Raw genomic sequence first — 25,074 nt, 5'->3', positions numbered from 1 at the left:
TTGTAAATTAATTAAGCAACAGGCCCAATAATTTGGAAATCAATAATGTTACCTAAGCCTAAAAGTGAAGCATTAATGCTTAACGCTTGTGTTAAATTAGCGTTGTCTAAAGCCGTTAAAGCTGCGATTATTGAGGTAGCAAAAGCAAGTACTGAAGCAGGATCGAGAGGATTCGGAAGAGCAGGAACAACAATATTTGGAAGATTAACCGAAACACCTAATGGTGATATAAAGTTTGGTACTAAGTTTCTTAATACTACAGAAGCAGCGGTTAATTCTCTAATTTCCACATAACCTGATAATGGGAAATTAACATCTAGAGGAACAAGTGCACCTCCAGTAGTTCTAAGTAGTGGTGACACTTGAGCTGTAGCTACAACAGTTGGAACACCAGTAAAAGGTTGATCTTGGCCTGCTGCATTAGTAAATACAACTCTTACCGCGTTAGGGTCAATTGCACCATTTACCGTTACAGCTTCTAATCTGTAGCATGCTCCTGTATCTGTTCCCGCTCCTGGAAGACCAGTCGCTACAACAGGTGCTGTTAGGTCCATAGGAAGAAGACCTACATTAGGTATTTCTAAACCTAATGGTGGAAGACCTAAAATAAGGTTAAGAGCAGTAGCTAAACCTTGAGTAGTTTGCAATTGTGCATTTCCACGTACTTCTTCTAAACAGGATTCGCATTGGTTACCAATAGGATTAAGAACACGTGTTCCATCTGGAAGTGTACAAGTATAGGTAAGGCCATTTAAGGTTGTATCACCATCAACAGTTAAATCACCATTAACAGTTACGTCGCTCTGAAAAGTAACAGCGCAATCAATTGTTGCTGGGCCATTTGAGCAAAGTGCTTCAACAACTTGTGATGAAGTTACAGGAAAAGTACCATTAACTGTACCAGTAACCGTTAAATCACCATTGATGATTTCGTCACCATTAACAGTTAAATCGCCATTAATAGTTTCGTTGCCATTAACCGTTAAATCGCCGTTAGAAGTAAGACCATTTACAGTTATAGCACAAGGAATTACGCCGCCTTCTGCGCAAATATCAGCTCCAATACCACCTGGGCTTGTAATTCTGCCACCAACAAATAAGTCGCCATCAATACGTTCGCTTCCACGAACTCTCAAGTCACCACAAATAAGCTCATTACCTCTTACAGATACGTTATTTGCTTTAAGCAAATTGCTCACTGTTAGATTACAAAATGAACCGTTAGAACCAGCTCTTGTAACTGATTCGTTTACTTCTTGACTAGCTGCAAGAAGCTCTGCTTCTGTAGCGCTACCAAATATTCTGGTAACTGCAAGAGTAAGTAATAATAATGAAAAAAAAGACTGCTTACGCATAACTGTAACCATAGTTCTCCTTTAATGGTTAAATAGAATAACTTCACAAAAGCTATCCTAGTAATTACACCAATAAATGTCTATAGATTGTAAAAAGAAAATTAAAAAAGGGCTCCAGATCGGAGCCCTCATGAGTATAAAGCGACTATTTTTTATCGTGTGGTAGTAGTTTTAAGCCATAATCTATAAGTTTAGCCGCATCAACTGGAGTTGGAGCTTGCATCATAGGATCATAACCACTTTGTGTTTTAGGAAACGCTATAACTTCCCGTATTGACTGGCAACCAAGCAATAACATTACAAGGCGATCAATGCCAAGTGCTATACCGCCATGTGGCGGAAAACCAAGCTCTTGTGCTTCAAACAAAAACCCAAAATGACTTTCCATTTCTGCTTTATTAAGGCCCAAAAATTCAAATACTTTGCGTTGTATTTCTGGGTTATGAATACGAATAGAACCGCCACCAAGCTCTATGCCATTGAATACAACGTCATAGCCACGTGCTTTGATATCTTCTGGTTTTTGGTGTTCCCAGCCTTCTTGAGGAGCAGTAAACGGATGATGCACTGAAGACCAGCGTTTTGATTGTTCGTCATACTCAAGTAAAGGAAAATCGGTTACCCAAAGCAACTTAACAGCATCTTTTGGTATAAGATCAAGCGCATGAGCCAATTGTAAACGTAGTTTACCAAGCTGATTCCACGCGTCTTTATAGCTTGCAGCAACTAAAAACAGAGTGTCTTGTTGTGTAAGCTCAGGAATAACTGTTTGCATACGTGCAAGAAAATCTTTTGGCAAGAACTTTGCTACCGGAGCATCTGGGGTACCATCTTGATTAAAGCGTATCCAGACAAGGCCTTTAGCACCGTTTTTAAGTGCCTGAGCCACCCAATGCTCAAGCTCTGAGCGGGTAAAGGTATGATTTTTAACATGTAGGGCACCAACTTTACCCTTTTTATCTAAAATAGATTTGATAAAAGAGAGCTCAGTGTCTTTAAATACGGATCCTACATCATAAATAGGCATATCAAAACGTAAATCAGGTTTATCTGAGCCATAGGTGCTAAACGCATGATCATACGTCATACGCTGTAAAGGCAAACTCAGAGGTATATGAAAGAGATCTTTAAATATGTTCTGAAGTAAATTTTCTATAATAGTCTGAATATCTTGTTCTTTTATAAATGACATTTCCATGTCAAGCTGCGTGAACTCTGGCTGTCTATCGGCACGTAAGTCTTCATCTCTAAAGCAACGCGCTATTTGAAAGTACCGTTCTACGCCACCCGCCATTAAAATCTGTTTATAAAGCTGCGGCGACTGAGGTAAAGCATAAAATGAGCCTTTATGAATACGTGAGGGTACTAAAAACTCACGAGCGCCTTCAGCAGTATTTTTAGTAAGTATGGGTGTTTCTACTTCGTAAAAACCTGCTTTATCGAGTGTTTGGCGCAAAGAGAAGATAAGTTTATGGCGCATAGCAAGCTTATGCATCATTTCAGGGCGACGTAAATCGATATAGCGGTATTTGAGACGAAGTTCTTCATCTACTGAGTCTGCTTCTTCTAAACTGAAGGGTAATGTTTTAGCTTTGTTTAAAATAGTAAGCTGTTCAACTTGTAGTTCAAAATGACCTGTGGGAAGATCTTTATTAATGGTTCCTGGAGCTCGTTCTACAACGCGGCCAGAGACAGAAATAACATACTCTGAACGTAACTGTTGGGCTGCGTCATGTGCAGAAGTAGATACAGTATGATTAAACACTAGTTGCATGAGGCCGCTACGATCTCGTAGATCAACAAAAATAAGCCCCCCATGGTCACGTCTTTTATTAACCCAACCAGCTAGAGTAATCGTTTTTTGCAAATACTCTTGAGTAACTAGACCACAACCTGTAGTACGCTCAAAAAATTCCATGCTCGTTTCCTTAGTTTTGTAAAAATATATTCTAGCTTTCAGTTTACCAGAACTATTACGTTAGTCACGAGTAGGGTAATGAGTACTATTACTTAAACTCTGTATTTACTTTTTGCGTATCTTTTTCTAAAGCCATCTCTGCTCTACAAGAGGTGCTTTCTTGAAGAATAACACTAATATGGCCACTACGCTCAAGAATTGCTAGTTTTACATCTAGGGGATCAATTATATGAGCATTAGTACGTAAAGCGCTCATTAAATCATTTTCGCTTATGTAGCTTACGCGTAAATTTTCCCAGTTAATAGTCCCATTTTCTATAAGTACATACGTACGGCCTTTAAGCCATTTGCCCGCTGTATTTGAGTAAAAAGTGAGTGCACAAAAGATCCAGTGACAAGCAATTAAAACAAAAGCCACTGATAATGTTAAAAAAAATGGTATTGTACTTATTATGGAGCTTCCCAACAAAGAGCCAAGCATTAATAATACTACAAGATCAAGCGCCGTATACTTACCCATAAGACGTTGCTTTGCTATACGTATTATTATCACTGCACAAAAATAGGCAATAATAACCCGTAAAGCTATAATCGAAAAAGTAAGGGTATCTGGTTTAGTATTAAGATACGCTGTAAATGTCTTAACCAAGTTAGTATTCATAGTTTCCCTCATGTAATCTAATAGCTTGCATTAACAACAGATTGTACGCTAGTGTAATAACAACACACAGTTAGCTTAAAAAGAAATGGCCTCATGTTTAAAGACTTTATAAAAAATTTGGTATTTATCTGTGTAGCGCTTATAGGCTTAACAGGCGTAATAACTATTCATGAGCTTGGTCACTGGAGCTTTTGTAAACTTTTTGGTGTGCATACACCACGCTTTTCTATTGGTTTTGGACCGGCTCTACTCAAAAAAGAGATCTCGAACACAGAGTTTGTACTTGCAGCATTTCCTGTTGGTGGTTATGTTTCAATTGCTGGAGTTGATACAACTACTCCTAAGTGGCTACTCCCGTATTCTTTTATCTCTAAGCCCTATTGGCAGAAAGTGTTAATACTACTTGGTGGCATACTTTTTAATATACTTTTTGGGCTGAGCGTATTAGCTTTACGGGCTATGCTAAAGCGGTTTGGTATAAAAGCAAAAGAGCAACAAGTTACTATCACTGAACCCTTAGCAAAAAAGGGCGCCCAATTTATTGGACCACTCGGCATTATTAGCCTTATAAGTAGGGCAGCTCAATCAGGCTTTTCTTCCTACGGCCTTATACTAGCAGCATTGAGCCTTAATGTAGCATTTTTTAATCTTATCCCGCTGCCCTTTTTTGATGGGGGCCAACTACTTGTTTATTCTATCGAGGCGTTTACTGGAAAAGAACTAGAAAGCACTACCTACGATCTTATAAGTACTCTTTCTTTAGTAGCGTTTCTTGTTTTTACTCTTGTTATAAGCTTCAAAGATGTGTTGAGAATTTTTAAAAAATCGTAAGCAAGTAAAGCTTAGATAAGAGAAGAGAAATTAAAACTCTTGATTTTTCATATTCAAATTGAATATAATTTAAGTGTATCCTCTATAGTTGTCACTATTTTATTAACATTTCAAGGAGTTTTAAGATGAACGCACGTACTTTATTATTACTGTTAGCTGCAACTAGCATCATGTCAGTACAAGCTACTAACTGGTTTAAGACTAAAGAAGAAAAAGTAGTTGAAACACAAGCTGCTCAAGCTAAAAAAGAAATTCAAGCAATAGAAGATAAAGCTGAAGAGCAAATAAAAGCAGTCGTTAATGAAGTTAAAGAAACAGCTAAAGAACAAAAAGCTGCTGTTAAATAACATACAAAAGGGCGGTAAAAAAATAGTTCTTTACCGCCCTTGTTTTAAATCATTATAGTTAGCTTTTTTTTGTATTAATTTGCAAGTAACTCTGCAGCAGCAGGATTTAAAGGCATAGATACGGGTAATGCTTTATTAACCTGTTCGAGCTCTTTAAAATCTTTATGCTTAATAAGAGACCGCTTAGTAACTGCTCTGACAATTTCAGAAGTTACTACACCTGCAGAAGAAGAAGAGTTAACTTCGTTTCTAATACCGTCAATAACATCTTCAAGGTTTTTACCTGATAGCCCTTCTAATTGGCTAGCCATTTGTTTGATTTTATCATCAGTTAAAATACTGCCTACTGATAAGTTAAATTCAGTTGAATTATGCTTAACATCAAGTAAAATTTTATCTCTATAAAGACGCAAAATACCTACTCGTTCAGCATGAGTTGGTAGTTCCATTTTAACAGACTGACCAATAGCATCTTTTAAGCCATTATCAAGAATATCTTTATTATCTGTTGCAAGAACAAGCATAAGACTGCTACGTGCTTGAGAAAGTTCATGTAAAAATTTATTTACTAAAATATTTGAGTCTGTCTTTCTTTTATCAAAAGGGTCACGTTGCACTAAAAAAGAATCTGCTTTATCTATAAAGAGAATAAAGCCCTTTTTGCTTTTTTTAGCTAAAGCAAATACTTCTTCAATTGCTTGAAGAGATTTACTGACTTTACCCATCTTAACAATATCTGAACCACTCATAACTCTAAAGTCCATGCCTGAAGCTCGCAAAAGTGTTTGAGCAAACAAACTTTTACCCGTTCCCGGAGGGCCCCAAAGAAGTAAATTTCTATATTTTGCATGAGGATCACGGGCTTTTATTTTTGTATTAATCATTCTGGTTGATGTAACAATATCGGCAAGCACTTTCTTTTTTTCTGGCAATGCTATTATTACCGGAGATTTTGCTGGTATAGGTTTTCTTACTATATCGTGTAACTGCTGATAAAGACTTTTTTGGGAAGTTTCTGTAAACAATTGTGGTTTTGCGTAATGTTTGTCAATTTGATGCCATATAAATTTAGAAGCATAAAAAGCACTAATACCCGTAACACCAACCGCTGCTGTTAGAACAGCAATTTTAGGCAACATTTTATTAAATGAACTATTTAAATGATCACCAATCTCATTTTGTATTTTATCCATATGCTGCATAATTTTATCTGCACTCACATCTACTCTATCAAGTAAAACATCTGTAACAGGTTTTACTACATTAGCCGCTGCTTGACCAGCTTTTTTTTGTAAGCTTTCACGGACTTGAGCACTCTTTACTGTTGCTTCATGGACTGCTTTTGATGATTTCTCCCAAGCGCTTTCTGCTGTTATACCTGTGTAGTAGCCCGCAACTACTGCATAATGTAAAAGATAGCCACCTAGACCAGCCATAAGAGAATTTTGCATTAAAAAAGAGCAAAGCACTACAGCACATATACTTCGCTTACTACTCATTAAATTGTTAAGTATCACGTGTTCTCCAAAGTTTATTTTTGCTAGTTTTTATATCTGTAATAATATGCTAGATTTAATCTAAGCTTTTTAAGTATAATAATTTTTGATATTTACACAAATGGTCATCTTAGTCTCTTGTCTAGTAAAAGAATAAACACTTAAATTCAAAAAAAAAGAGAGCTGTCTAAAATAGTTTAGACAGCTCTCTTTTTTTTAAATACTTTATGCGTTAAGCAGCTACAGCAGTTTGAAGTAGCTCTTCGGCTGCAGGGTTTAATTGCACGAGTAGCGCGGACTCTGAATTAGATATTTTTTTACTAAATTGTACATGTTTAACAAGAGCACGTTTTACTACAGATCTAATAATTTCTGGCGTTAACGTTCCTAAAACAGTTAAGTCGGCCGCGTTTCTAAAGCCATAAATAACGTTTTCCAGATTACGCCCAGAAAGGCCTTCTAATTGGCTTGCTATTTGTTCAATTTTATCATCGTTTAAACAAGTAGTAACCGATATAATAAACTCAGCTGAGTTATATTCAGGATCCATTAAATGCTTATTGCGGTATAACTTAAGTATTCCTGCTCGTTCAGCATGGGTAGGTAATTCCATTTTAATCGATTCCGTTATACGATCTTTTACTGCTTCATCTAGAACATCTTCATGGTTTGTGGCAAATACAAGCATAAACTTATTGCTACTCGATCCTGTTTCACTTAAAAATTTGTCTACAAGTTTTCGTGTTGGACTATCAGTTTTTAGCTTGGTACGATCTGCTAAAAATGAGTCTGCCTCATCTACAAATAATACTAGACCTTGCTTGCTTTTACGTGCAAAGCTAAATACTTCATCAAGAGAAACAAGAGCATCCCCGAGTTCAAGTTTAGACACATCGCCACCACTCATCATTCTGAATTCCATTCCTGAAGCTTTAGCAAGCTTTTGAGCAAACATAGTTTTACCCGTGCCAGGGGGACCCCAAAGCAACAAATTACTGTATTTTAAGTGGGGGTTGCCCGCTTTAATTTTGGTATTAATTATTTTAGTAGACTCAATTACACCATTAAGTAAACGTTCTTTTTCAGGAGTAGAAATAATAACTGGAAGCTCTACAATAGGCTTATGGACCAGCTCTTTTATTCTTTGATACAGATTCTTTTTAGAGGTATGACTAAATAATTTTGGTTTACCATAATGTTTATCAACTTGTGTATGAATAAATTTAAGCCCGTACCAAGCAATAATACTTGTTACTATAACACCACCAACAAGCACAGCACCATTTTTAAGTGTTTGGTTAAGCTTTAAATCTACTTGAGTTAATGTGTCAGTGCGCATAGCGTCTATATCTTGTAATACTTTAGTAGTTTTTTTGTTAACGTCGTCAATTACCTTCTTCTGCATAGTATCTATTGCTTGAGTAGTCTTATCAAGCGTTGCATTTGTTTTGTTATCAACATCTTGCACAAGTTGCCTAGAAATTTTTTGTAGTTCAGATGTTGTTTGTGCCATTAAAGACTTTAATCTTACATCTACTGTTTCAACTAAACCTTTGGAAACAACGTCTAGTTGATGTAATGTAGCATCACTAATACCGCTCACTTGTTGTAATGTTTTACTTGCTAAAGCATCCATACTTTTATTAACAGTAGTTACAAGATTTTTACTAATAGTATCAGTCTTGATGGCGATTTGATTAGCTAAATTTTGACCAACAACATCAACTTTACCTACAAGATCAACACCACTTTTATCAATTCTATCCATTACTATGTTAACGGCACTATCTAGAGGATTTGATAATGATCCAAGCGTATTTGTTACTACAGCGGGAATAGGAAATAAAGGCATTGTACTAGGTGCCAACACCGGCTGATTGGGAGCTACATAGTTTGGCAGAGCAGATTCTATAAAATCTATTCCACATTTTTTTAGACCTTCAGCTTGTGATTTTATTGATGCTACCACTGAATCCATAGCTTTCACATTAGTAGAAAAGCTACCTATACTCATGCCTGCTATAAAAAGCACGGATCTTAGTTTAATTTGTATAGTGAGTAATTTTTGAACCATTCTACCTCCTGCTATTATTAACAATAGCTCTAATTGCAATAAGTGCACTACTTTGTTACTGCATGCTTAATTTATTTTATGCTCTTAGTGTTGCATAATCAGAAATAATACACAACAGGATTAAAGCACAAAAAGAGGCCTAGCATTAAGCTAAGCCTCTTTTTCTACCTATACCGTAGGTTAGTATCTGTATTCTAATCCTAAGTTTAAGAAATAAGCATTATCAGTACCAAGAAATGGCACTCGTGGAGCTAGATTTGAGCTACCATTGCCTTGTAACTGCTTATCAAATTCTTGTTGCGCTTTATTAAGCGGTCTACCTTTAAGGTCTTTATAGAATGTTCCTGGAAAGAACACTGCCCCTACACCAAAAAAGCGTAAATCAGGAAGTAATTCAGACTCAAAAAACACGTTAAGTTCAGTACCTAAAAAGGGACGAGCATCAGTAAATCTATTAGCTTGTGTTGCGCCATTAAAAGATCTTAGTGGTCTATCAACCCAGAAAGCAAGAACGTTAGGATTTATTTCCCACTTACGACAACTCCAGCAGGGTTTCCACGTTATTCCCGCACCAGTAAACACTAAATTGCTAAAGCGACTTATAGTTGTAGGAAACGGCTCAAAAGTCTCAGGTGTTGGAAATGCCAGTGGACGAGGTGCTTTACCGACGCCACTTAAAATAACATAACTTTTTACACGCTTACCAGAAAAACTCTCTTGAAGGCCAATAAAGCCATCATAAAAATCATCAAACTCACTGTCTCCAGGAAATTCTTCATCGCGATTGGGGTTTCTGTCACCTGATGCAAAACCTAAAGCAGAACTTAATTTAAGATCAAGCTCTGGTATTCTATAGTTTATGTCAAACACAAACATAGAACCTCTAAATATATTAGTATAGGGATCAGTAAATCTATTAGCGTCGTTATATAAATCACCTAACACACTTGGCTGATCTGTTTCTATTAATTTACCATTTTGAGCAGCTGCCTGAGGTGAGTTATTAATAATATTTTGGTTTGCAGATACGTTTACCGCTAATTGCCTAGAAGTAGGTATTTTTCCTTTTACAGGTGACTGTAAAACACGTTTATTAGTTTCTTTAAGCACACCGGTAGTATCATCTTTTCCAAGAACTATAATATTTCTGTCAAAACCAAATACTTTTTGGCGTCCAAAGTTTAATGCTGTATCAAAACCAAAGTCAAATTTATTAACTGCAAAATCACCTGAAAGCCCTATGGTTGTTAACTTGCTTTCTGAGTCACCTAAAAATTCAATGCGTTGCTCTGGATTACTATTATAGAGTATATACGGCTCAAACTCTGCTTTAGTAAATTGAGCTACTATAGGTCTCCAGCGTAAACGGCTAGCAACTACATAGTTAATTACACCAAAACCACGCGCAGGATCATTACGATGGCCGTATTGTTGACTGCGAATGCTTGCATTAACATTATCAAAAGTAGCTGATTTATTATTTAAGATAGCTGCATAGAAATCATAACTTAATCTATCTTTAACAAGCTCTCCTGAAAGTTTAGCACCAAAAGCGTATTGATCAATAGCACTTTCAGAATAAAAACCAAGGTCTGTTGCATCGGTAGCATAAGCAGTACCCAAAGAAATACCGTAACCAAGCTCGAAAGGAAATGCTCCTAAAGTAAGTGTATGGTAATTACATGTAGGTATACCTAAAAGATCACTTACAGCAAACTGCAACCATAATTCACGAATCCATAAAATATGACGTGCAATAAAATGTCTATGATTACCAAAAAGAGCATCTACTGCTTTAACTTCACTATCAGTTACTGGCGAAATAGATTCAGGATCACCCCAAACACCTTTATTACGCACGTTTAATTTACCTAAAACAACATCATAGCCTCTGCTAGCTTGACCAAATCTATACTCATAATATAAATCTAAGGTATGACGTGCAAAGAGCACCTGGTCGGTTGGATTAGCGTTATTGAGAAGACGTATGTTTCTGCCATAGAAAAGTTCTGGTAATCGCAACTTTGTACTAAACTTAAACTCGCTATCACCAGCAATATATCTTAACGGGCTTTTTCTAGGAATTTCTTTTTCTTTTACTTGTTTTTCTTCTTGTTTAACTACTTTTTTTTCAGTTTCTACTTGCGTGGTATGATTAACTTCTTTAACAGCGTTGCTTTTTTGGGCTACACTACCAACTGCTTCTGAAGCTGTATCTGCTGTATCGAGCAGTAGCTCTTGAGCTTTACTACTACCTGTTAACGCATATAATAAGACCAGTGCACTATATAAGCGCCTTTGCCAATCCATGAAATCCTCCTCGGGGTGTATAACTATTATTTCTCTTAACGCGCCCCTACTAATACCTTTTTTTTAAAGACCAAGAATAATAGTATAGCCTGAACTTGACTGCAAGTTAATAGGAAATTTGAATTTGTCATAATTTTGTTAAAATGAGCATCTATTAGTGATATTTTTAGCCATTTAAAGCAGCGCTATAGTATACTTAAAAAAATCAGTCAAAAGTATAAGCTGGAAAGTTTTTATGAAATATACGTTATTATTAGGTTCACATATGTCTATTGCAGGGGGTGTTGAACAAGCTTTATATAGAGGTGCTGCTTTAGGATGCACTGCAATACAGCTTTTTACCTCAAGCAACAGGCAGTGGAATACCAAAGAATTTTCCCCTGAATCTGTTGCTAACTTCAAGCAAGCAAAAAAAGAAACGGGCATTACTACAATTATTGCTCATGCAAGCTATCTTATTAATCTAGGCTCTGTATCAACTGAAATAGTCCAAAAATCTGCTCAAGCTCTTTATTATGAGCTGCTACGCTGCAATCAACTTGGTATACAGTATTTGGTACTTCATCCTGGTTCAGGCACTCTACCAGCAACCGAATGTCTTAAACAAATTGCACGTGAATTATCACAAGTATTAGGAGAAGACACTACCAACGTGATGATCTTGCTAGAAAACACCGCAGGTCAAGGGACTTCTGTTGGCTATAATTTTGAGCAATTAGCCTATTTGCGTCAATCAATAACACGCCCGGAACGGATTGGTATCTGTTTTGATACGTGTCATGCTTTTGCAGCAGGCTATGATTTTACCACACCACAAGCATATACAGCTCTTTGGGATGCCTTTGATAAGATTATAGGCCTTGAGCATCTTAAAGCAATGCATATTAATGATTCTAAAAAAGGTTTAAACTCACATGTCGACAGACATGAAGACATAGGAAAAGGATGCTTGGGCCTTGAGCCATTTAGACTTATTATGAATGACAAGCGGTTCTTTGATATACCTAAAATTTTAGAAACACCAAAAGACAGCCCAGATGAAGATGAAATGAATTTAACTGTACTGAAAAGTTTACTCTGTGAAGAAATAAGATAGCAATAGTTAAAGACTTAAAGCGAGAGCTAAGAAGGAATTGTAGTATACATAGCCTTAAAGTCTCTAACTATCACTTTCTTACAAGCAGTGCTTAGGTAACCATTACTGACCATACAACTACGTAAGGGAGAGAGAAAAGTAGTTGCACGATAGCAGATATCAACCATTAAGCTCTTCTAAGTTTCTTCTAAATTAAAAAAAAAACAACAGCCCCTCAAAAACAAAAAAAGCAACAACAAAAAAAGCCTTATTTAATAGGCTTTTCCGAAAAACAACGTTGCTTTGGTAGCAAAAAGCCCAAAAAGCAACACTTTTTTTAACGCGCGCTTTCAGAGCTTTTTTTGTATTTTAAAACAGAGGTAACTACTAAAACAGAAATTATAATGGTACCAAGGGGTTTAGTATTCAGCAAAGAACTATTTTAGGCACTTAGAAAATTATAGCGCTCTGGTTGTTGATTTTTAGAAGCAGAAAACAGAATAAAAATAGATACATCATCACAACACGACACTAAAAAAGAAGACCCTGTTTTAAAGAGTCTTCTTTTTATAGATTTATAAAATAATAGATACAAGAGATTAAGCAGGAACCTCTTGAAAGCATTCTACACGGTCATCAGGTAACCAAGTATCAAAGCCATCAACTAAGAATCCACACTCAAAACCTGCATGCACTTCTTTAACTGATTTTTTATCACGTTGCAGACCCTTTATAGAGCCTTCACCAACTTTTTGCTTACCGCGCCATACAACTACTTTACCATCACGAATAAAGCGACCTGTGCGCACAACGGCACCAGCAACAATACCTAAGCCCTTGATATCAAATACTTTTAATACATTAGCTTCACCTATTTTCTTGGTAACCATCTTTATTGGTTTGCCAGCTTCAGCAAATGCTTCAAGATCTTCAAGTAATTTATAGATTATATCAAAGTGTTTTACTATCACGCGCTGACGCTGCAATAATTCTTGAGCATTAGGTGAAGTTTTAACATGAAAGCCATAAATAGTTGAATGAGTATCTGCTGCTAATTCAACATCACTTTCACTAATATTACCAATGCCAGAAGATACAATATAAAATTGGCGTGGTAATTTACCTGAAAGTTTGTCTATAGAATTAAGCAACGCTTCACGAGATGAAGCATTATCTGTTTTAACTAAAATATTTATAGCATTTTCTGTAGAAGATCTCTTACGATTAAGCGCTACAGCTTGCTCAAGTTGCTCATCTGTTGCACCTTTTTTATGGGTCCCTTGAGAAACTACTTGAAATATGTCACCTGCTTGAGGCATTGCCTCAAAACCAGCAACAGACACAGGCATTGCAGGGGTAGCACTTTTTACACGAGTACCTAGATAATCAACAAGAGAGCTGACTTTACCAGCAGTTGCGCCAGCAGAGAAATAATCTCCTACGTTAAGTACACCTTGCAAGCAAATAACTGTTGCTACAGGACCACGGCCTTTTTCAAGCTTTGATTCAAGTACATACCCTTGAGCAGGAACAGAAATATTAGCTTTAAGATCCAATAACTGAGCTTGCAGAGAAATAACTTCAAGCAATTCGTCTATACCCGTACCTAGTTTAGCAGAAATAGGAATACACACCGTTTGACCGCCCCAATCTTCAGGTAACAGATCATGTTGTGCAAGCTGACGCTTAACTGTTTCTAGCTGCATAGGCGTAGCTTTATCAATTTTATTTGCTGCAACAATAATAGGAAGCCCTACTGCTTTAGCTCTGTTTATAGCTTCTACTGTTTGCGGCATAACACCATCATCAGCAGCTATTACGAGTATAGCAATATCAGCAACTTTAAGACCACGAACACGCATCATAGAAAATGCTTCATGTCCTGGAGTGTCTAAAAACACAATATTACCATGAGCAGTAGCTACTTCGTAAGCACCTAAATGCTGAGTAATGCCACCTTTTTCTTTGGCTGCTACACGTGTTTTTCGTATAAAATCAAGCAAAGTAGTTTTACCATGATCTACGTGGCCTATAACCACTGCTATAGGTAAACGTTCTTGCCAAGTACCTTCTTGTGATGAACTTGTTTTAACAAGCTCACTTTCTTCAGGTTTCGTTTTAGTTTGTTGTACAACAGCAAGTTCATAAGTTTGAGCAAGTTGCGCAACAACTTTTTCTGTTATTACTTGATTTTTAGCAGCTACAACACCTTGCCTGAGAAGCGTCATAATAACTTCGCTTAGTGGCTTTTGAGCCTTTAGAGCAAAATCAGCTACGGTCATAGGCACTAAGGGAATAGCTCCATCAGCTTGGTTTGTAGTTGTTTGAGTGAGAGATTTTTCTGATAATTTAGTCATTTTTTATAGTCTGCACATTCGTTTTATTCACCATAAGATTCGTCATAAGATTCACGTGCAGAAGAGCGAGATTCATCATCTAAATCACTTTTTACCAAATGGATATTCATTCCAGTAAGCTGTGAAGCTAAAGCAATATTTTGACCCATCTTACCAATAGCTATTGATCGTTGATCTTCATCCAACCATACTTCAGCATTTTTGTTATCAATCAAGTCAACACGATTAACTTCTGCAGGCTTTAGCGCATCTTTAACCAAATCTTCAAGCGAACGGCTTAAGCCGATAATATCAATTTTTTCACTACCCAATTCACGTAGTATGGGCTTTATACGTGCTCCTCCAACTCCTACAAGAGTACCGACAGGATCAATATTTTTATCATGAGATACAACAATTATTTTTGATTTATATCCTGGAGCTCGTACTACTTTTTTTATTTCAACCAGCTTTTCAAACACTTCTGGTACTTCTAATTCAAAAAGTTTCCTTAAAAAATCGGTAGAAGTACGATCAAGAATAAGCTGATTTTCATTACGAGGTTCAGGTAAAACTTCTTTAAGCAATGCTCGAATAGTATAACCAATAACGCATTTATCACCGGGTATAGTAAGCGACTTAGGCAAAAAAGCAAGAGTATCTTGAAGCTTTACGGTAATACCGTTATGTTCACACTTATGCACAATGCCATGAACAATAGTGTTTTCTTTAGATTTAAATTCTTCGTATACTGCAGTTGCTTCAATAGAACGGATTTTTTGAGCAATAACTTGTTTTGCTTTAAGAATCTCAATACGACCAATTGGCTTTTCAAAAGGTACATCAATACTAGCACCAAGCTCAGCTGAATCAGTAAGAGCACGTGCTTTACGCAAACTTATTTGTGTATCTTCATCTTCTACACTGTTAACTACTTCTTTTTGACTTGATATTTCTATCTCATCAGTTTTTTTGTTGTAGTTTACACTTATAGGCAAATCAGGATACTTTTTTTTATAAGCTGCAAGCATGCCTTCAGAAATGATAGTACTTACAACAGTCCTATCAAGTCCTCTTTCTTCAAAAAGTTCGTCTATTACGTGCGACAGTTTCACAGTATTCCTTGGATAATTATATAACTCTAGTGATGCTCAAATTCCAGTGTACCATAGGTTTTCAAAAAAGAGAAGTAAGAAGTAGGCACTCTTTACCACAACCCGTTTAAGAAACTTGTTAAAGCAAAAGTGGCAATTATGCTCGTTACCTACTACTAGTTAAATATATCTGTAAGATATAGTAGTAGTAGGTGAAGGCACTTTTTGTGGATAACTCGTGTTTTTGACCTAGCAATAAGCTGATCTAATGCGCTTATTGGCTATGTCAAAAAAATGTGAATGAAGTGTGAATGAAGTGTGGATAACTTGTGGATAACTTTTTTTTTCGTCTGAATAACTCGATCTAGAGCGGTCTTTGAAAATGCCCTTTTTAAAACATGTTGCTGATCAGTGTTTTGGAGTGGTTTTTAAAAGTTATCCACAATTTTTTGAGCTTCATTCACAAGTTATCCACAAGTTATCCACAATTTTTTCAAAAAAATAGTTTCACCCTGAAAACTCGATTTTTTGATTATCAGGGTGAATTTTGGAACCCCCAATAGTGCTGACTGGCAATTTTAACGCTGTTTTTAAGACAAGCTTAACTTAATTAACTGATCTTTTATAGCTTTAATATCCTGAAAGAAAATAGGCATCAGGCTCTGATTGCGTAGTACGTACGAAGGGTGATATACAGGTAGAATTAAAAAGCTTTCTTTTTGTATACTTGTGCCACGTGCTTGCGTTATTTTATAATCTGACCCAAGCAATGTAGTAAGTGCAACTGAACCTAAAGGGCATATAAGAGCAGGTTGTATAATCTTAATTTGGTTGATAAGCAAGATATTGGTACACGTGGTTATCTCGATGGGCAGCGGTTTTCGATTATCTGGAGGGCGACATTTTACTATATTAGTTATATAGATATCTTCTCGAGCAATGCCTGCAAGCTCAAGTGCTTTATTAAGGAGCTTGCCTGAACGACCTACAAAGGGTCTTGCTTGTTCATCCTCTTCTCGCCCTGGTGCTTCACCTACAAAAAGTATCTTAGTATTAGGATTGCCTTCGCCAAAAACTACATTAGTACGTCCTAAAAAACCTAAGGGGCATTGTAGGCATTTTTGATACGGGGCATACAGGTCATCAAGCAGTTGTTGTTTAGTTTTTTGTGTTTCCATAAGTGTATTTGTTGCGTTTTGATGATTTAGAGTAATAATGTTGCATTTTTGAGTGTTGCTTTTGGAGCAAAAATAAAAATGTAGCGCGTTGTGCAACAGGTCTATTTGTTGCGCATGTTGCGCAAAATATACGTGTATAAAGCTTTTCAAAGTATAAGTTAGATATAATTAAAGAGCAATAAAGCTCTATGCTTATTGCTCTTTAAGAGTTATTAGTGTGTTAAGTAATGGGTCAAAAAGTTATACCACTGGGTTTGTTCTGTTGCAAAAACTGATTGACGATATGAAGTATGAATATGATTTTCAGGAAAATAAATAGAAAGGCCTTGTGCTTGAGCTAGATTTTTACCTGTAGCATTAGCTATAACACTGCTTCGTATAGCTTCTAGTGTTTGTTGCAATACTGTGGTTACTTGTTGCCTAAAATGGAGAGTTTCGCTTTGAGTTTTTAGTTCACAGCGGCCTATATTTAACAGCATATTTGCTGCAAAATGGCCGTAATCTATATACGTTGGTTCATCAAAGTTTGTGCACAGATTTTTATGTTTACTGAGCCTGATTGTCTCTTTTACGGATCTATTTTTTTGTTTTTGTAGGCCTTCAATAAGTAAGCGGGCTAATTGATCTACTTTGGTATCAATAACAGAAAAATGGGATAAATCGATTGCTGATTGGGTATAATCTTGCGTTATCTTGTTATATGCTTGTTGATAAGAAGATACCACATGAGTTGCAAAAGCACGTTTATCAAGGCTTGTGGTAATAAAAGGTGTAAAAACGTGAGTGTAATCATAACCCATACCTAATTCTACTTCTTGAGAGCTTATAAAGTAATCAACATAGTCTTTAAGAGGACTAATAACTTCAATCATCGCCATAAGACAAGCATCACAACATATAGTTATCTTTTTTTTATGTAAATAGCGGTGATAAACAGTTTCAAGAGCGAACTTAAGCTTTTGATTGGTTAAATAATTACCGGTAGTGTCATCAAAGCAAATGCTCCGTTTTTGAAGCGATTGGCTTGGCTTATCAGTTGAGGTAATATAGTCTAAAAATCCCACACTACGGTTAAGTTCTACAAGTCGGGTTGTTGCATTAAATTTAAAAAGTTGTGAAGGGTTAATTGCATGCTTAATAGGTGGCTCGATTATACCAAGGCCATGATTCCATAAAAAGAGTACATAATTGTCAGCAGGATAACTTTCAATTGCCCAGCGACAGCAATCTATCAGTGTTTGTGGGTCGCCACTATCCATGGACATATCTTTACCAATTTGTACGAGCTGTTGTTTGTCAACATAATAGCGTCTTGTTATTTTAGGCTGTCCTGGCCTATGCATATCTATGTGAATAGCTATTTTAAGTCTCTTTTTTGCTTGTTCATCAAATTTGGCAATAACTGCACGTATTTGCCGTATATTGCGTTCAGAAAACGGATATAAATCATTGTCCGCAGCCATATAAAAAATAGCAGTTGTTGAATGTTCAAGCGGAGACTTAAGGGATGTATTTGCAAGAGTATGGTGAAAGCTTTGTATAAAAATAGTTAATAAAATAAAGTAGTGTGCCAATTTTGTACGAAATACGACTGTTAACATTTTTTTGTCCCCTTTAAAAAACTAAGTGTCCTGCATTTAGTGTAGGTTACTTTATGTTGTCGCTTCAATAGTTTTACTATTTTTATAATATATTTTTATTTCATTAAACCATGCTAAAGCAAAAGTTAAAGCAAAGCTTAACTGAAAATCTAAAAAAAAGAGTTGTAAGGGATTGGCGGTAAGTATACCAAGTGTTGTGAGTGTAAGTATATGCACAGCATGGCTAGGTCGACTATGGAAAATACAAAATTTATAGAGCAGAAAGGTTACAAAAGCACGTATAAATGAAATGCTTGACCAGGTTAAAATAGTGTAAAGCCCTATTAAGCTCATAAGCAGTAGTTGTTTAAAATAATAAGGCAGTGGCAGCCAGCAGAGGAGTAGGCTCCATATCATAACAATTAAAGCCACATGCAGTCCTGATCGTGCTAAATAATGTATAATACCCCAATAAGAAAAGAGTTCTTTTACGCTCGTTAGATAAAGAGTATTAGAGGGTTTGGTTCCTAAAAATATGGTACAAAAAAGCGTATGTGTTAACTTGTTTAATTTGTAAGTAAGTGCTGTACTCACTCGTTGTTTATTATCAGCAGAAATACGTGCAAAACTGTAGGGTGCCGTGCTTAAACAGGTGTAGTCTATGTTTGGCAAAAACAAGGTGCCCAAAGACGATTCTTTAAGTAAGTAGTGTTCAAACTTTAGCTTAGGAGCTTGTATAGTAATATTTTTAATACTAAGCGTATCGCCAGGTTTACACAGTGGTTTTTGTAAAAGATAAAAGGTAAGTGTGTAGGGAGTTTTAACCACTGTTTTATCGGGCAGCGTAATACTCGTAAGCGTTACTGTGAGCTTATGCTTAAAGCGCTTTTGATCTAACTGACTACTGTTTTCGCTTACCCAGCCCGTACAATCAAAGGACCTATCTGTAATAAGTTGTTTAACAGTAAAGTAACTGTGTGTTACGTGTGTGTACCGACAAAAACCTATAGTGAAAGGGAGCATAATAACAAAAGCTAAATATAAAGCACCCCTTTTGCCATTCTGGTTAAAAAGTAGTGTAATGCCTAGAGCACTAACAACTAAAAAGCTTAATGCAACAAAAGAGAGAGTATGAGCTGCTGCTATAATGCCCATAATAAAAAAAAGAGTGCTTATAAGTAGGGGATGTATGCGATCTGTAAAGCTCATTGATCTGTCTGTTTTTATACTCATTAATTATTTCTGTTTTAAAAATTTTATTATTAATACTATAAGTTATTTTAAAGAGACTGTCAAAAGATGCTAAGTTGCTCTTTGGAGCTTCTTATTATAAACTTAGAAAAACTTATTATATGATAGAAAATTTATTTACTGAGGTTGTTATGCCATCATCGCGCGTTTTCAAGCAAGTGCTCCCTAACGGGTTAACAGTACTTGTTATGCCCCGTAAGACCATTCCAAAAGTATCAACTCAATTATGGTATAATGTTGGATCAAAAGATGAAAAAACTGGTGAAAAAGGTATAGCTCATCTTATAGAGCATATGATTTTTAAAGGAACGGGTACCTTATCTGAGTGTGATATTAATATGATTACACACAAATTGTCAGGCTCTTGTAACGCCTTTACGTCGTATGATTATACCGGTTATTTGTTTGATTTTCCGTCGCAACATTGGCATGAAGCATTGCCTATAATGGCTGATTGTATGCGCAGTTCTAGTTTTAAAGAAGAGTTTTTAAACTCTGAGCTTAAAGCAGTTATTCAAGAACTTAAGATGTACAAAGATGATTATGCTTCAAGTGTAATTGAGCTTATGATCTCTGCTATTTTTCCTGATCATCCGTATCATCATCCCATTATTGGTTATAAGCAAGATCTGTGGAGCTTAAATCGAGATAATTTGGTAGCATTCTACGAGCATCATTATGTGCCTAATAATGCTACTTTAGTAGTGGTGGGCGATGTTGAAGCACAAGAGGTTTTTGAAAAAGCTCATAAAGCATTTGGAAATATCCCAACAGCTCAGGGTTATGTTCGTGAACAGTACTACCATTCACCTGATTTAAAAAATTATGAAGTAGCTATTTACCGTGATATCACACAGCCTATAGTTATAGTAGGTTGGATAATTCCTGGTGCTCGTAAAGCAGTAGACTATCTTATTGATATTGTGTCGTGTATTTTAGGAGCAGGTAAAAGTTCTCGTCTGTATAAAAAGTTAGTTGACGAGCTTGAATTGGTAACTGAACTACAAGCTTTTAATTATGATCTTTTTGATTATGGAGTATTTTTTATACACTTTCAGCCTAAAAACAAAGAAGATATAGATACTATTATAGCTATTATTAATCAAGAACTTGCTCAAGTAGTAGCTTCTGGTATTACCCAAGATGAAGTTATGCGTGCTGTTAAAAAAACAGAAGTAGACTACTTAGCACTTCTAGAAAATAATCATAAGCAAGCGTATGGTATTGGTAAATACTTTTTAGCTACAGGTAACGAAAATTATATTTATACCTATACTGATTATCCTAAAGAACATTTAGCTCAAGAAGTAGTTGATTTTATAGGAAATTATTTAAGACCAAGCAGTATGCATCAAGGTAAAGTATTGCCCATTGCTGAGCGAGACAAACCTCGTTGGCATGAGTTGCAAGATATTTCCGATCAAGAAGATAGCCAAATACTGGCTGGCAGAACACGTCAAGCAGAAGTAGAAGAAGGTAAATGCGTTTATACTATAGAAGTACATCAACCTAAGCCATTTAAGTTCCCTACATCTCATAATTTACATCTAAGCAATGGTCTTAAAGTGCTTTACTATGACAATGCTTATTTGCCAAAAATAGATATTATCGTTGATTTTAAAGCCAAACATTATTATGACCCAGAAGATCTTCAGGGGCTTGGTATGTTTGTAGCACATATGCTCAATGAAGGTACTAAAAACTACTCAGCAATAGAGTTTGCTAATGTACTTGATTCGTATGGTATGACGCTTGATAGTAATGCAGGACAAATGACCTTAAGCATGCTAGCTGTAGATTTGCCTAAAGGATTAGAGCTTTTAAATGAAGTTCTTTCAAATGCTCTGTTTGATCCTCAAGCAATAGAAAAAGTACGCGCTCAAATGGTTGCTGAGATTAATTATTACTGGGATAGTCCGGCACAATTTGCCAGTGTCCTTGCGCGTGAAGTTGTCTACAAACAGCATCCGTATCATAAAAACAGCCTAGGCACATTAGAAAGTATACAAAAGATAACACGTGATGATCTTATCTCGTTTTATAAAGCCAATATAAGCCCCAAGGCCGCTCGTATGGTTATTGTAGGTAATCTTGATAGATACGATCTTAAAAAAGTGCTTGAGGAAATGTTGTCTACATGGCAAGGCCCTGAAGTAAAAGATTTAGACTTTTCAAATCTTGAAACTGTAGTTGCTCATGAGATTAATTATCCTATAGTACGTGATCAGGTTGTTTTACTGTATGTTGGTCTTTCAATTAGCAGAAGCAACCCAGATTTTGACAAATTACTGTTATTTGATCAGATATTTACTGGTGGTATTTTAGGCTCTATGAGTTCTCGTTTATTTGATTTGCGTGAACGTTCAGGCTTATTTTATACTATTGGTGGCTCTCTACTTGCACGTGTAGACAAGCAACCAGGTATGATTATGGTAAAAACCATTGTATCAAATGATAGGCTTAAAGAAGCTGAAAAAGCTATAGAAAATGTAATTGATACAGCAATTGATACGGTAACGCAAACTGAGTTTGAAGAAGCTCAACGAGCAGTTGTTAACTCGCTTGTAGATAATTTTGCCTCTAATTATCACATTGCAGCTACGTTATTATTTAAAGATACTTATCAGATGCCTGCTGATTACTTTGATACACGTGCTCAGACTCTTTCTGCAGTGACATTAGAAGAAATGCAAACTACTGTCCGTAAATATTTAAATAGCAAAAAACTTGCGAAAATTCGTATTGGTCGCATTTAATACTTTATTTATATACGTTTAAAGCTAACAAACAAGCCAGGATATCCCAACATCCTGGCTTGTTTGTTTTAATAAGTCTCAAGTTAGGGTAAGTACTGAGAAATAATGCTTATCATTTGACAAATTCAAACTATATTATTAAATTAATATAAGTAATAAAAAACAATAATAGTTAGAGGATAACATGAAAAAATATATTTATTTATTAGCATTAACTACTACTTTATGCTCTCATGGCATGGATTATACCAAGAATTTTTTTATATTTGGTTCAGAGTCTGCTAATCAAATCTATTATGATCAGCAACTTAAAGATGCTGTAGCAGGTGGAATTTTTGAACCAGCTAATATAAGTTTAGCAATAAACGCATTACAAGGCGGTGCTAACCCAAATAGAATTGTACACGATTCTAGTCGTCCTGAAGGCTTTATACTTCTTAATTTGATTATCAATACTAATCGTTTAGAACATCGACCTTTATTTGACGCACTTATTGATGCTCATGTGGATGTTAACTTACCAGACAAATTCGGTGTTTCGCCACTTGCGTTTGTTGTAGACAAACTAATAGACTTAGAAGCGATAGATCGTGGAGTAGGAGCATACATTGAAGAAAAGAATAATCGGATACATTATATAATGCGCCTTTTAAAAGCAGGTGCTCGCATAACCGATTATATGCATCCACGTCATAAGCAAAAAATTTTATATAAGGTAATTAGTCATGAATCAAAGACAATGGAGCCTGTATTAGAAGCTATGATTGCTGTTCCTGGTTCTAGTAGTATAGTTGATCCTCAATATAACACTCCTCTTTATTGGGCTGCTTATGTAGGCAATAAAAAAGCAGTTGAACTACTATTGCAAGCAGGAGCTCCTGTACTTATAAAGGAAAATAACGACTGGGCCATTTTAAGCGCTGCTTTACGTCCTTGTAATAGGGGAGGTAGGGTTGCTCCTGAAACTATAGAGCCTAAACAAGAGGTAGCAGAATTTTTAAAGGAAATAATTGCTTATAGATGCTTAAAAAATCGCACATTATTAGTAAAATTACTCCAAAGTGATAACAAAGAAGCTAAAGCAGATCACGTTAGTAAATTACCAGCAGATATTCTTAATCTTATTGCTCAGCATACATTTAACTAAAGTTTAGTTTATAAAAGACAAAAAAGAGCTCGTTAATTCGAGCTCTTTTAATTTAATTGCTCATAAATATAATCCAGAGAAAGCTTAGTTTTGCCTATAAAGCTTAGTCCAATAAGTATTATATTTTTATTCAAATGATTATAGCGCTCATAATATTTACGTTCTTTTATTTGATCGAGAGCTTTCTGAGCGCTTATTTCAATTTTTAACTCAAAAATATATACATGTGTTTTTGTAATAAGAGCCATATCTATTCGACCTTGATTGGTCATAATCTCTGACTGGGCTTCAAGTGATAGCAAGCTAAAAAGAAATTGAAATAATGAATGATAGTAACTCTCTTTTTTTATGTGAAGTAAGTAAGGAATATGAGCAAATAGGTTTTTTAGTATTTCACAAAATATATCAATTTGATTGTTTTCTAGAGCTTTAACTAAGTGAATAAGAGCTGTGTCAACAGTGGCTGATTGGTTATAAGTAAGAGTTGCTATTAAATATTTCTTAAAAGATTCTTCAACTTCATAGTTAGGGTAATTAAGCTTAAAGCGTTTAGTATCAGAATTGTAATCTGAGATTGTAAGATAGCCCGCTTGAAAAAGCAAAGGGGTAAGAGGAATATTTTCAATTTCAAAAGTGCCTAAGGTATCACGTGTTACTTCAAGTTCTTTCAAATCTTTTAAAGCAACGAACTGCTCTTTTAAAAGCTGAATCAAAAATGAGGGCGTTCCTGATTCAAACCAATAATTTTCTAAGTCTTTGTCTTTTAGGTAATAAAGCACAGAAAATGGATTATACACTTTTTTATTTTCTCTGGTAAATCTATAACCGTTGTACCAAATTTTTATATCTTTTAGTATGTGTGATTCTTCTTTTTTAGTGCTTTGAGCAATCTCTTGGATATAAGGCATAAAATAGGTTTCAAGCTCTTCTTGCGTATAGCCTAAAAGTGTAGCGCTTTCTGGTTTCAATGAAATATCATTAAGATTATTTATACCTGAAAAGAGAGAAGTTTTAGAAAACTTACTTACTCCCGTAATAAAAACAGCACGCAAGTAGTCGTCCATTCCTTTAAGCACATCAAAAAATCTTTTAAGAGCTGCTCGTTGTGCTCGTGCTCGTTTTATATCATGAAGATGATCGAGTAATGGTTTATCATATTCATCAATAAGAATTACTACTTTATTTATTTTAGAGAGCTCACGAATAAGCAACACTAATTTAGCACCGGATGTAGGCGCTTTTGAAATATCTAAGTTATAGTTTCGAGCAATTTCATCTAATGCCCAATCTATGCTCAATTTAAGCTCTTGAGTAGTCTCATGATCAATAATTGAAAAGTCTAAATGAATAACGGGGTATTTTTGCCAATCATAATTGCTTGTGCTTATCCATAAACCATTAAAGAGCTCTTTATTGCCAGAAAATAATTCTTTGAGTGTTGATACTAAAAGAGATTTACCAAAACGTCGTGGCCGTGAAAGAAAGTAATAACGAGAGCCACCACTAAAGAGGTCATAAATGTCTTTAGTTTTATCCACATACAGGTAGTTTTGGGTTCTCATAACCTTGAAACTACTAACATCTGTTGGTAAATACTTCATTACTACTCTTTCTTTAGATTGTTAACTGTTTTAAAGCTTACTTATACCAACAGTAACAAAAATA

The 25,074-nt window shown here is 35.6% G+C and carries 17 protein-coding genes; 5 read left to right on the top strand and 12 right to left on the bottom strand.

Annotated features, from left to right (window positions below):
* Positions 1 to 11: 11 nt before the first annotated feature.
* The 3 genes from H0X48_02910 to H0X48_02900 all read right to left on the bottom strand — a co-directional run bounded on the left by H0X48_02910 (position 12) and on the right by H0X48_02900 (position 3,934).
* Positions 12 to 1,367 carry a hypothetical protein gene (locus H0X48_02910; GenBank protein ID MBA3954243.1) on the bottom strand — a complete coding sequence of 452 codons (1,356 nt, stop codon included), beginning with the start codon at positions 1,365 to 1,367 and terminating at the stop codon, positions 12 to 14.
* A 133-nt stretch (positions 1,368 to 1,500) separates the two neighbouring features.
* Positions 1,501 to 3,273, bottom strand: coding sequence for an aspartate--tRNA ligase (aspS, locus tag H0X48_02905; protein MBA3954242.1), 1,773 nt, complete (start codon positions 3,271 to 3,273; stop codon positions 1,501 to 1,503).
* Between the two features lie 88 nt (positions 3,274 to 3,361).
* The gene (locus H0X48_02900; protein MBA3954241.1) at positions 3,362 to 3,934 is read right to left on the bottom strand and encodes a DUF421 domain-containing protein; all 573 of its coding nucleotides are present in this window, start codon (positions 3,932 to 3,934) and stop codon (positions 3,362 to 3,364) included.
* Positions 3,935 to 4,027: 93 nt separating this feature from the next.
* Between H0X48_02900 and H0X48_02895 the strand changes: the two genes are divergently transcribed.
* Positions 4,028 to 4,765, top strand: coding sequence for a site-2 protease family protein (locus tag H0X48_02895; protein MBA3954240.1), 738 nt, complete (start codon positions 4,028 to 4,030; stop codon positions 4,763 to 4,765).
* Positions 4,766 to 4,890: 125 nt separating this feature from the next.
* Positions 4,891 to 5,112, top strand: coding sequence for a hypothetical protein (locus H0X48_02890; protein ID MBA3954239.1), 222 nt, complete (start codon positions 4,891 to 4,893; stop codon positions 5,110 to 5,112).
* Positions 5,113 to 5,186: 74 nt separating this feature from the next.
* Here H0X48_02890 and H0X48_02885 read toward each other — a convergent pair whose 3' ends face one another.
* From H0X48_02885 to H0X48_02875, 3 genes are all read right to left on the bottom strand, one after another.
* Positions 5,187 to 6,629 (bottom strand): AAA family ATPase, encoded by a 1,443-nt coding sequence (locus H0X48_02885; GenBank protein MBA3954238.1) that lies wholly within the window; start codon positions 6,627 to 6,629, stop codon positions 5,187 to 5,189.
* A 211-nt stretch (positions 6,630 to 6,840) separates the two neighbouring features.
* Positions 6,841 to 8,682, bottom strand: a complete 1,842-nt coding sequence (locus tag H0X48_02880; GenBank protein ID MBA3954237.1) for an AAA family ATPase — start codon at positions 8,680 to 8,682, stop codon at positions 6,841 to 6,843.
* Positions 8,683 to 8,862: 180 nt separating this feature from the next.
* The gene (locus H0X48_02875) at positions 8,863 to 10,992 is read right to left on the bottom strand and encodes a hypothetical protein (GenBank protein MBA3954236.1); all 2,130 of its coding nucleotides are present in this window, start codon (positions 10,990 to 10,992) and stop codon (positions 8,863 to 8,865) included.
* Between the two features lie 235 nt (positions 10,993 to 11,227).
* Here H0X48_02875 and H0X48_02870 point away from each other — a divergent pair, with 235 nt between their 5' ends.
* Positions 11,228 to 12,088, top strand: a complete 861-nt coding sequence (locus tag H0X48_02870) for a deoxyribonuclease IV (GenBank protein MBA3954235.1) — start codon at positions 11,228 to 11,230, stop codon at positions 12,086 to 12,088.
* Positions 12,089 to 12,666: 578 nt separating this feature from the next.
* Here H0X48_02870 and H0X48_02865 read toward each other — a convergent pair.
* The 5 genes from H0X48_02865 to H0X48_02845 all read right to left on the bottom strand — a co-directional run bounded on the left by H0X48_02865 (position 12,667) and on the right by H0X48_02845 (position 19,488).
* Positions 12,667 to 14,424, bottom strand: coding sequence for a translation initiation factor IF-2 (locus H0X48_02865; GenBank protein MBA3954234.1), 1,758 nt, complete (start codon positions 14,422 to 14,424; stop codon positions 12,667 to 12,669).
* A 23-nt stretch (positions 14,425 to 14,447) separates the two neighbouring features.
* Complete coding sequence (gene nusA, locus H0X48_02860) at positions 14,448 to 15,518, bottom strand: transcription termination factor NusA (protein MBA3954233.1); 1,071 nt, start codon at positions 15,516 to 15,518, stop codon at positions 14,448 to 14,450.
* Between the two features lie 569 nt (positions 15,519 to 16,087).
* The gene (locus H0X48_02855; GenBank protein ID MBA3954232.1) at positions 16,088 to 16,675 is read right to left on the bottom strand and encodes a uracil-DNA glycosylase; all 588 of its coding nucleotides are present in this window, start codon (positions 16,673 to 16,675) and stop codon (positions 16,088 to 16,090) included.
* Between the two features lie 212 nt (positions 16,676 to 16,887).
* A complete protein-coding gene (locus H0X48_02850; GenBank protein MBA3954231.1) occupies positions 16,888 to 18,276 on the bottom strand; it encodes a hypothetical protein in 1,389 nt (462 codons plus the stop codon).
* 51 nt (positions 18,277 to 18,327) lie between these two features.
* The gene (locus H0X48_02845; GenBank protein ID MBA3954230.1) at positions 18,328 to 19,488 is read right to left on the bottom strand and encodes a ComEC/Rec2 family competence protein; all 1,161 of its coding nucleotides are present in this window, start codon (positions 19,486 to 19,488) and stop codon (positions 18,328 to 18,330) included.
* Positions 19,489 to 19,607: 119 nt separating this feature from the next.
* Between H0X48_02845 and H0X48_02840 the strand changes: the two genes are divergently transcribed.
* Both H0X48_02840 and H0X48_02835 read left to right on the top strand, forming a co-directional pair.
* A complete protein-coding gene (locus H0X48_02840) occupies positions 19,608 to 22,262 on the top strand; it encodes an insulinase family protein (protein MBA3954229.1) in 2,655 nt (884 codons plus the stop codon).
* Between the two features lie 184 nt (positions 22,263 to 22,446).
* A complete protein-coding gene (locus H0X48_02835; protein ID MBA3954228.1) occupies positions 22,447 to 23,409 on the top strand; it encodes a hypothetical protein in 963 nt (320 codons plus the stop codon).
* A 47-nt stretch (positions 23,410 to 23,456) separates the two neighbouring features.
* Here H0X48_02835 and H0X48_02830 read toward each other — a convergent pair whose 3' ends face one another.
* Positions 23,457 to 25,010, bottom strand: a complete 1,554-nt coding sequence (locus H0X48_02830; protein ID MBA3954227.1) for an ATP-binding protein — start codon at positions 25,008 to 25,010, stop codon at positions 23,457 to 23,459.
* Positions 25,011 to 25,074: the final 64 nt, after the last annotated feature.

The sequence above is a fragment of the Candidatus Dependentiae bacterium genome, from assembly GCA_013821315.1.
Taxonomy (GTDB): Bacteria; Babelota; Babeliae; order Babelales; family Babelaceae; genus JACDHA01.
Note: the sequence above shows the minus strand (reverse complement) of the source record. Positions and strands in the feature narration are given on the sequence as shown.

What these genes read in the sequence shown, in the direction of transcription:
- H0X48_02870 (MBA3954235.1), top strand. Translation starts at nt 11,228, where the DNA reads ATGAAATATACGTTATTATTAGGTTCACATATGTCTATTGCAGGGGGT.
- H0X48_02865 (MBA3954234.1), bottom strand. Translation starts at nt 14,424, where the DNA reads ATGACTAAATTATCAGAAAAATCTCTCACTCAAACAACTACAAACCAA.
- H0X48_02895 (MBA3954240.1), top strand. Translation starts at nt 4,028, where the DNA reads ATGTTTAAAGACTTTATAAAAAATTTGGTATTTATCTGTGTAGCGCTT.
- H0X48_02845 (MBA3954230.1), bottom strand. Translation starts at nt 19,488, where the DNA reads ATGAGTATAAAAACAGACAGATCAATGAGCTTTACAGATCGCATACAT.
- H0X48_02875 (MBA3954236.1), bottom strand. Translation starts at nt 10,992, where the DNA reads ATGGATTGGCAAAGGCGCTTATATAGTGCACTGGTCTTATTATATGCG.
- H0X48_02910 (MBA3954243.1), bottom strand. Translation starts at nt 1,367, where the DNA reads ATGGTTACAGTTATGCGTAAGCAGTCTTTTTTTTCATTATTATTACTT.
- aspS (MBA3954242.1), bottom strand. Translation starts at nt 3,273, where the DNA reads ATGGAATTTTTTGAGCGTACTACAGGTTGTGGTCTAGTTACTCAAGAG.
- H0X48_02830 (MBA3954227.1), bottom strand. Translation starts at nt 25,010, where the DNA reads ATGAAGTATTTACCAACAGATGTTAGTAGTTTCAAGGTTATGAGAACC.
- H0X48_02840 (MBA3954229.1), top strand. Translation starts at nt 19,608, where the DNA reads ATGATAGAAAATTTATTTACTGAGGTTGTTATGCCATCATCGCGCGTT.
- H0X48_02835 (MBA3954228.1), top strand. Translation starts at nt 22,447, where the DNA reads ATGAAAAAATATATTTATTTATTAGCATTAACTACTACTTTATGCTCT.
- H0X48_02850 (MBA3954231.1), bottom strand. Translation starts at nt 18,276, where the DNA reads ATGTTAACAGTCGTATTTCGTACAAAATTGGCACACTACTTTATTTTA.
- H0X48_02880 (MBA3954237.1), bottom strand. Translation starts at nt 8,682, where the DNA reads ATGGTTCAAAAATTACTCACTATACAAATTAAACTAAGATCCGTGCTT.
- H0X48_02890 (MBA3954239.1), top strand. Translation starts at nt 4,891, where the DNA reads ATGAACGCACGTACTTTATTATTACTGTTAGCTGCAACTAGCATCATG.
- H0X48_02900 (MBA3954241.1), bottom strand. Translation starts at nt 3,934, where the DNA reads ATGAATACTAACTTGGTTAAGACATTTACAGCGTATCTTAATACTAAA.
- H0X48_02855 (MBA3954232.1), bottom strand. Translation starts at nt 16,675, where the DNA reads ATGGAAACACAAAAAACTAAACAACAACTGCTTGATGACCTGTATGCC.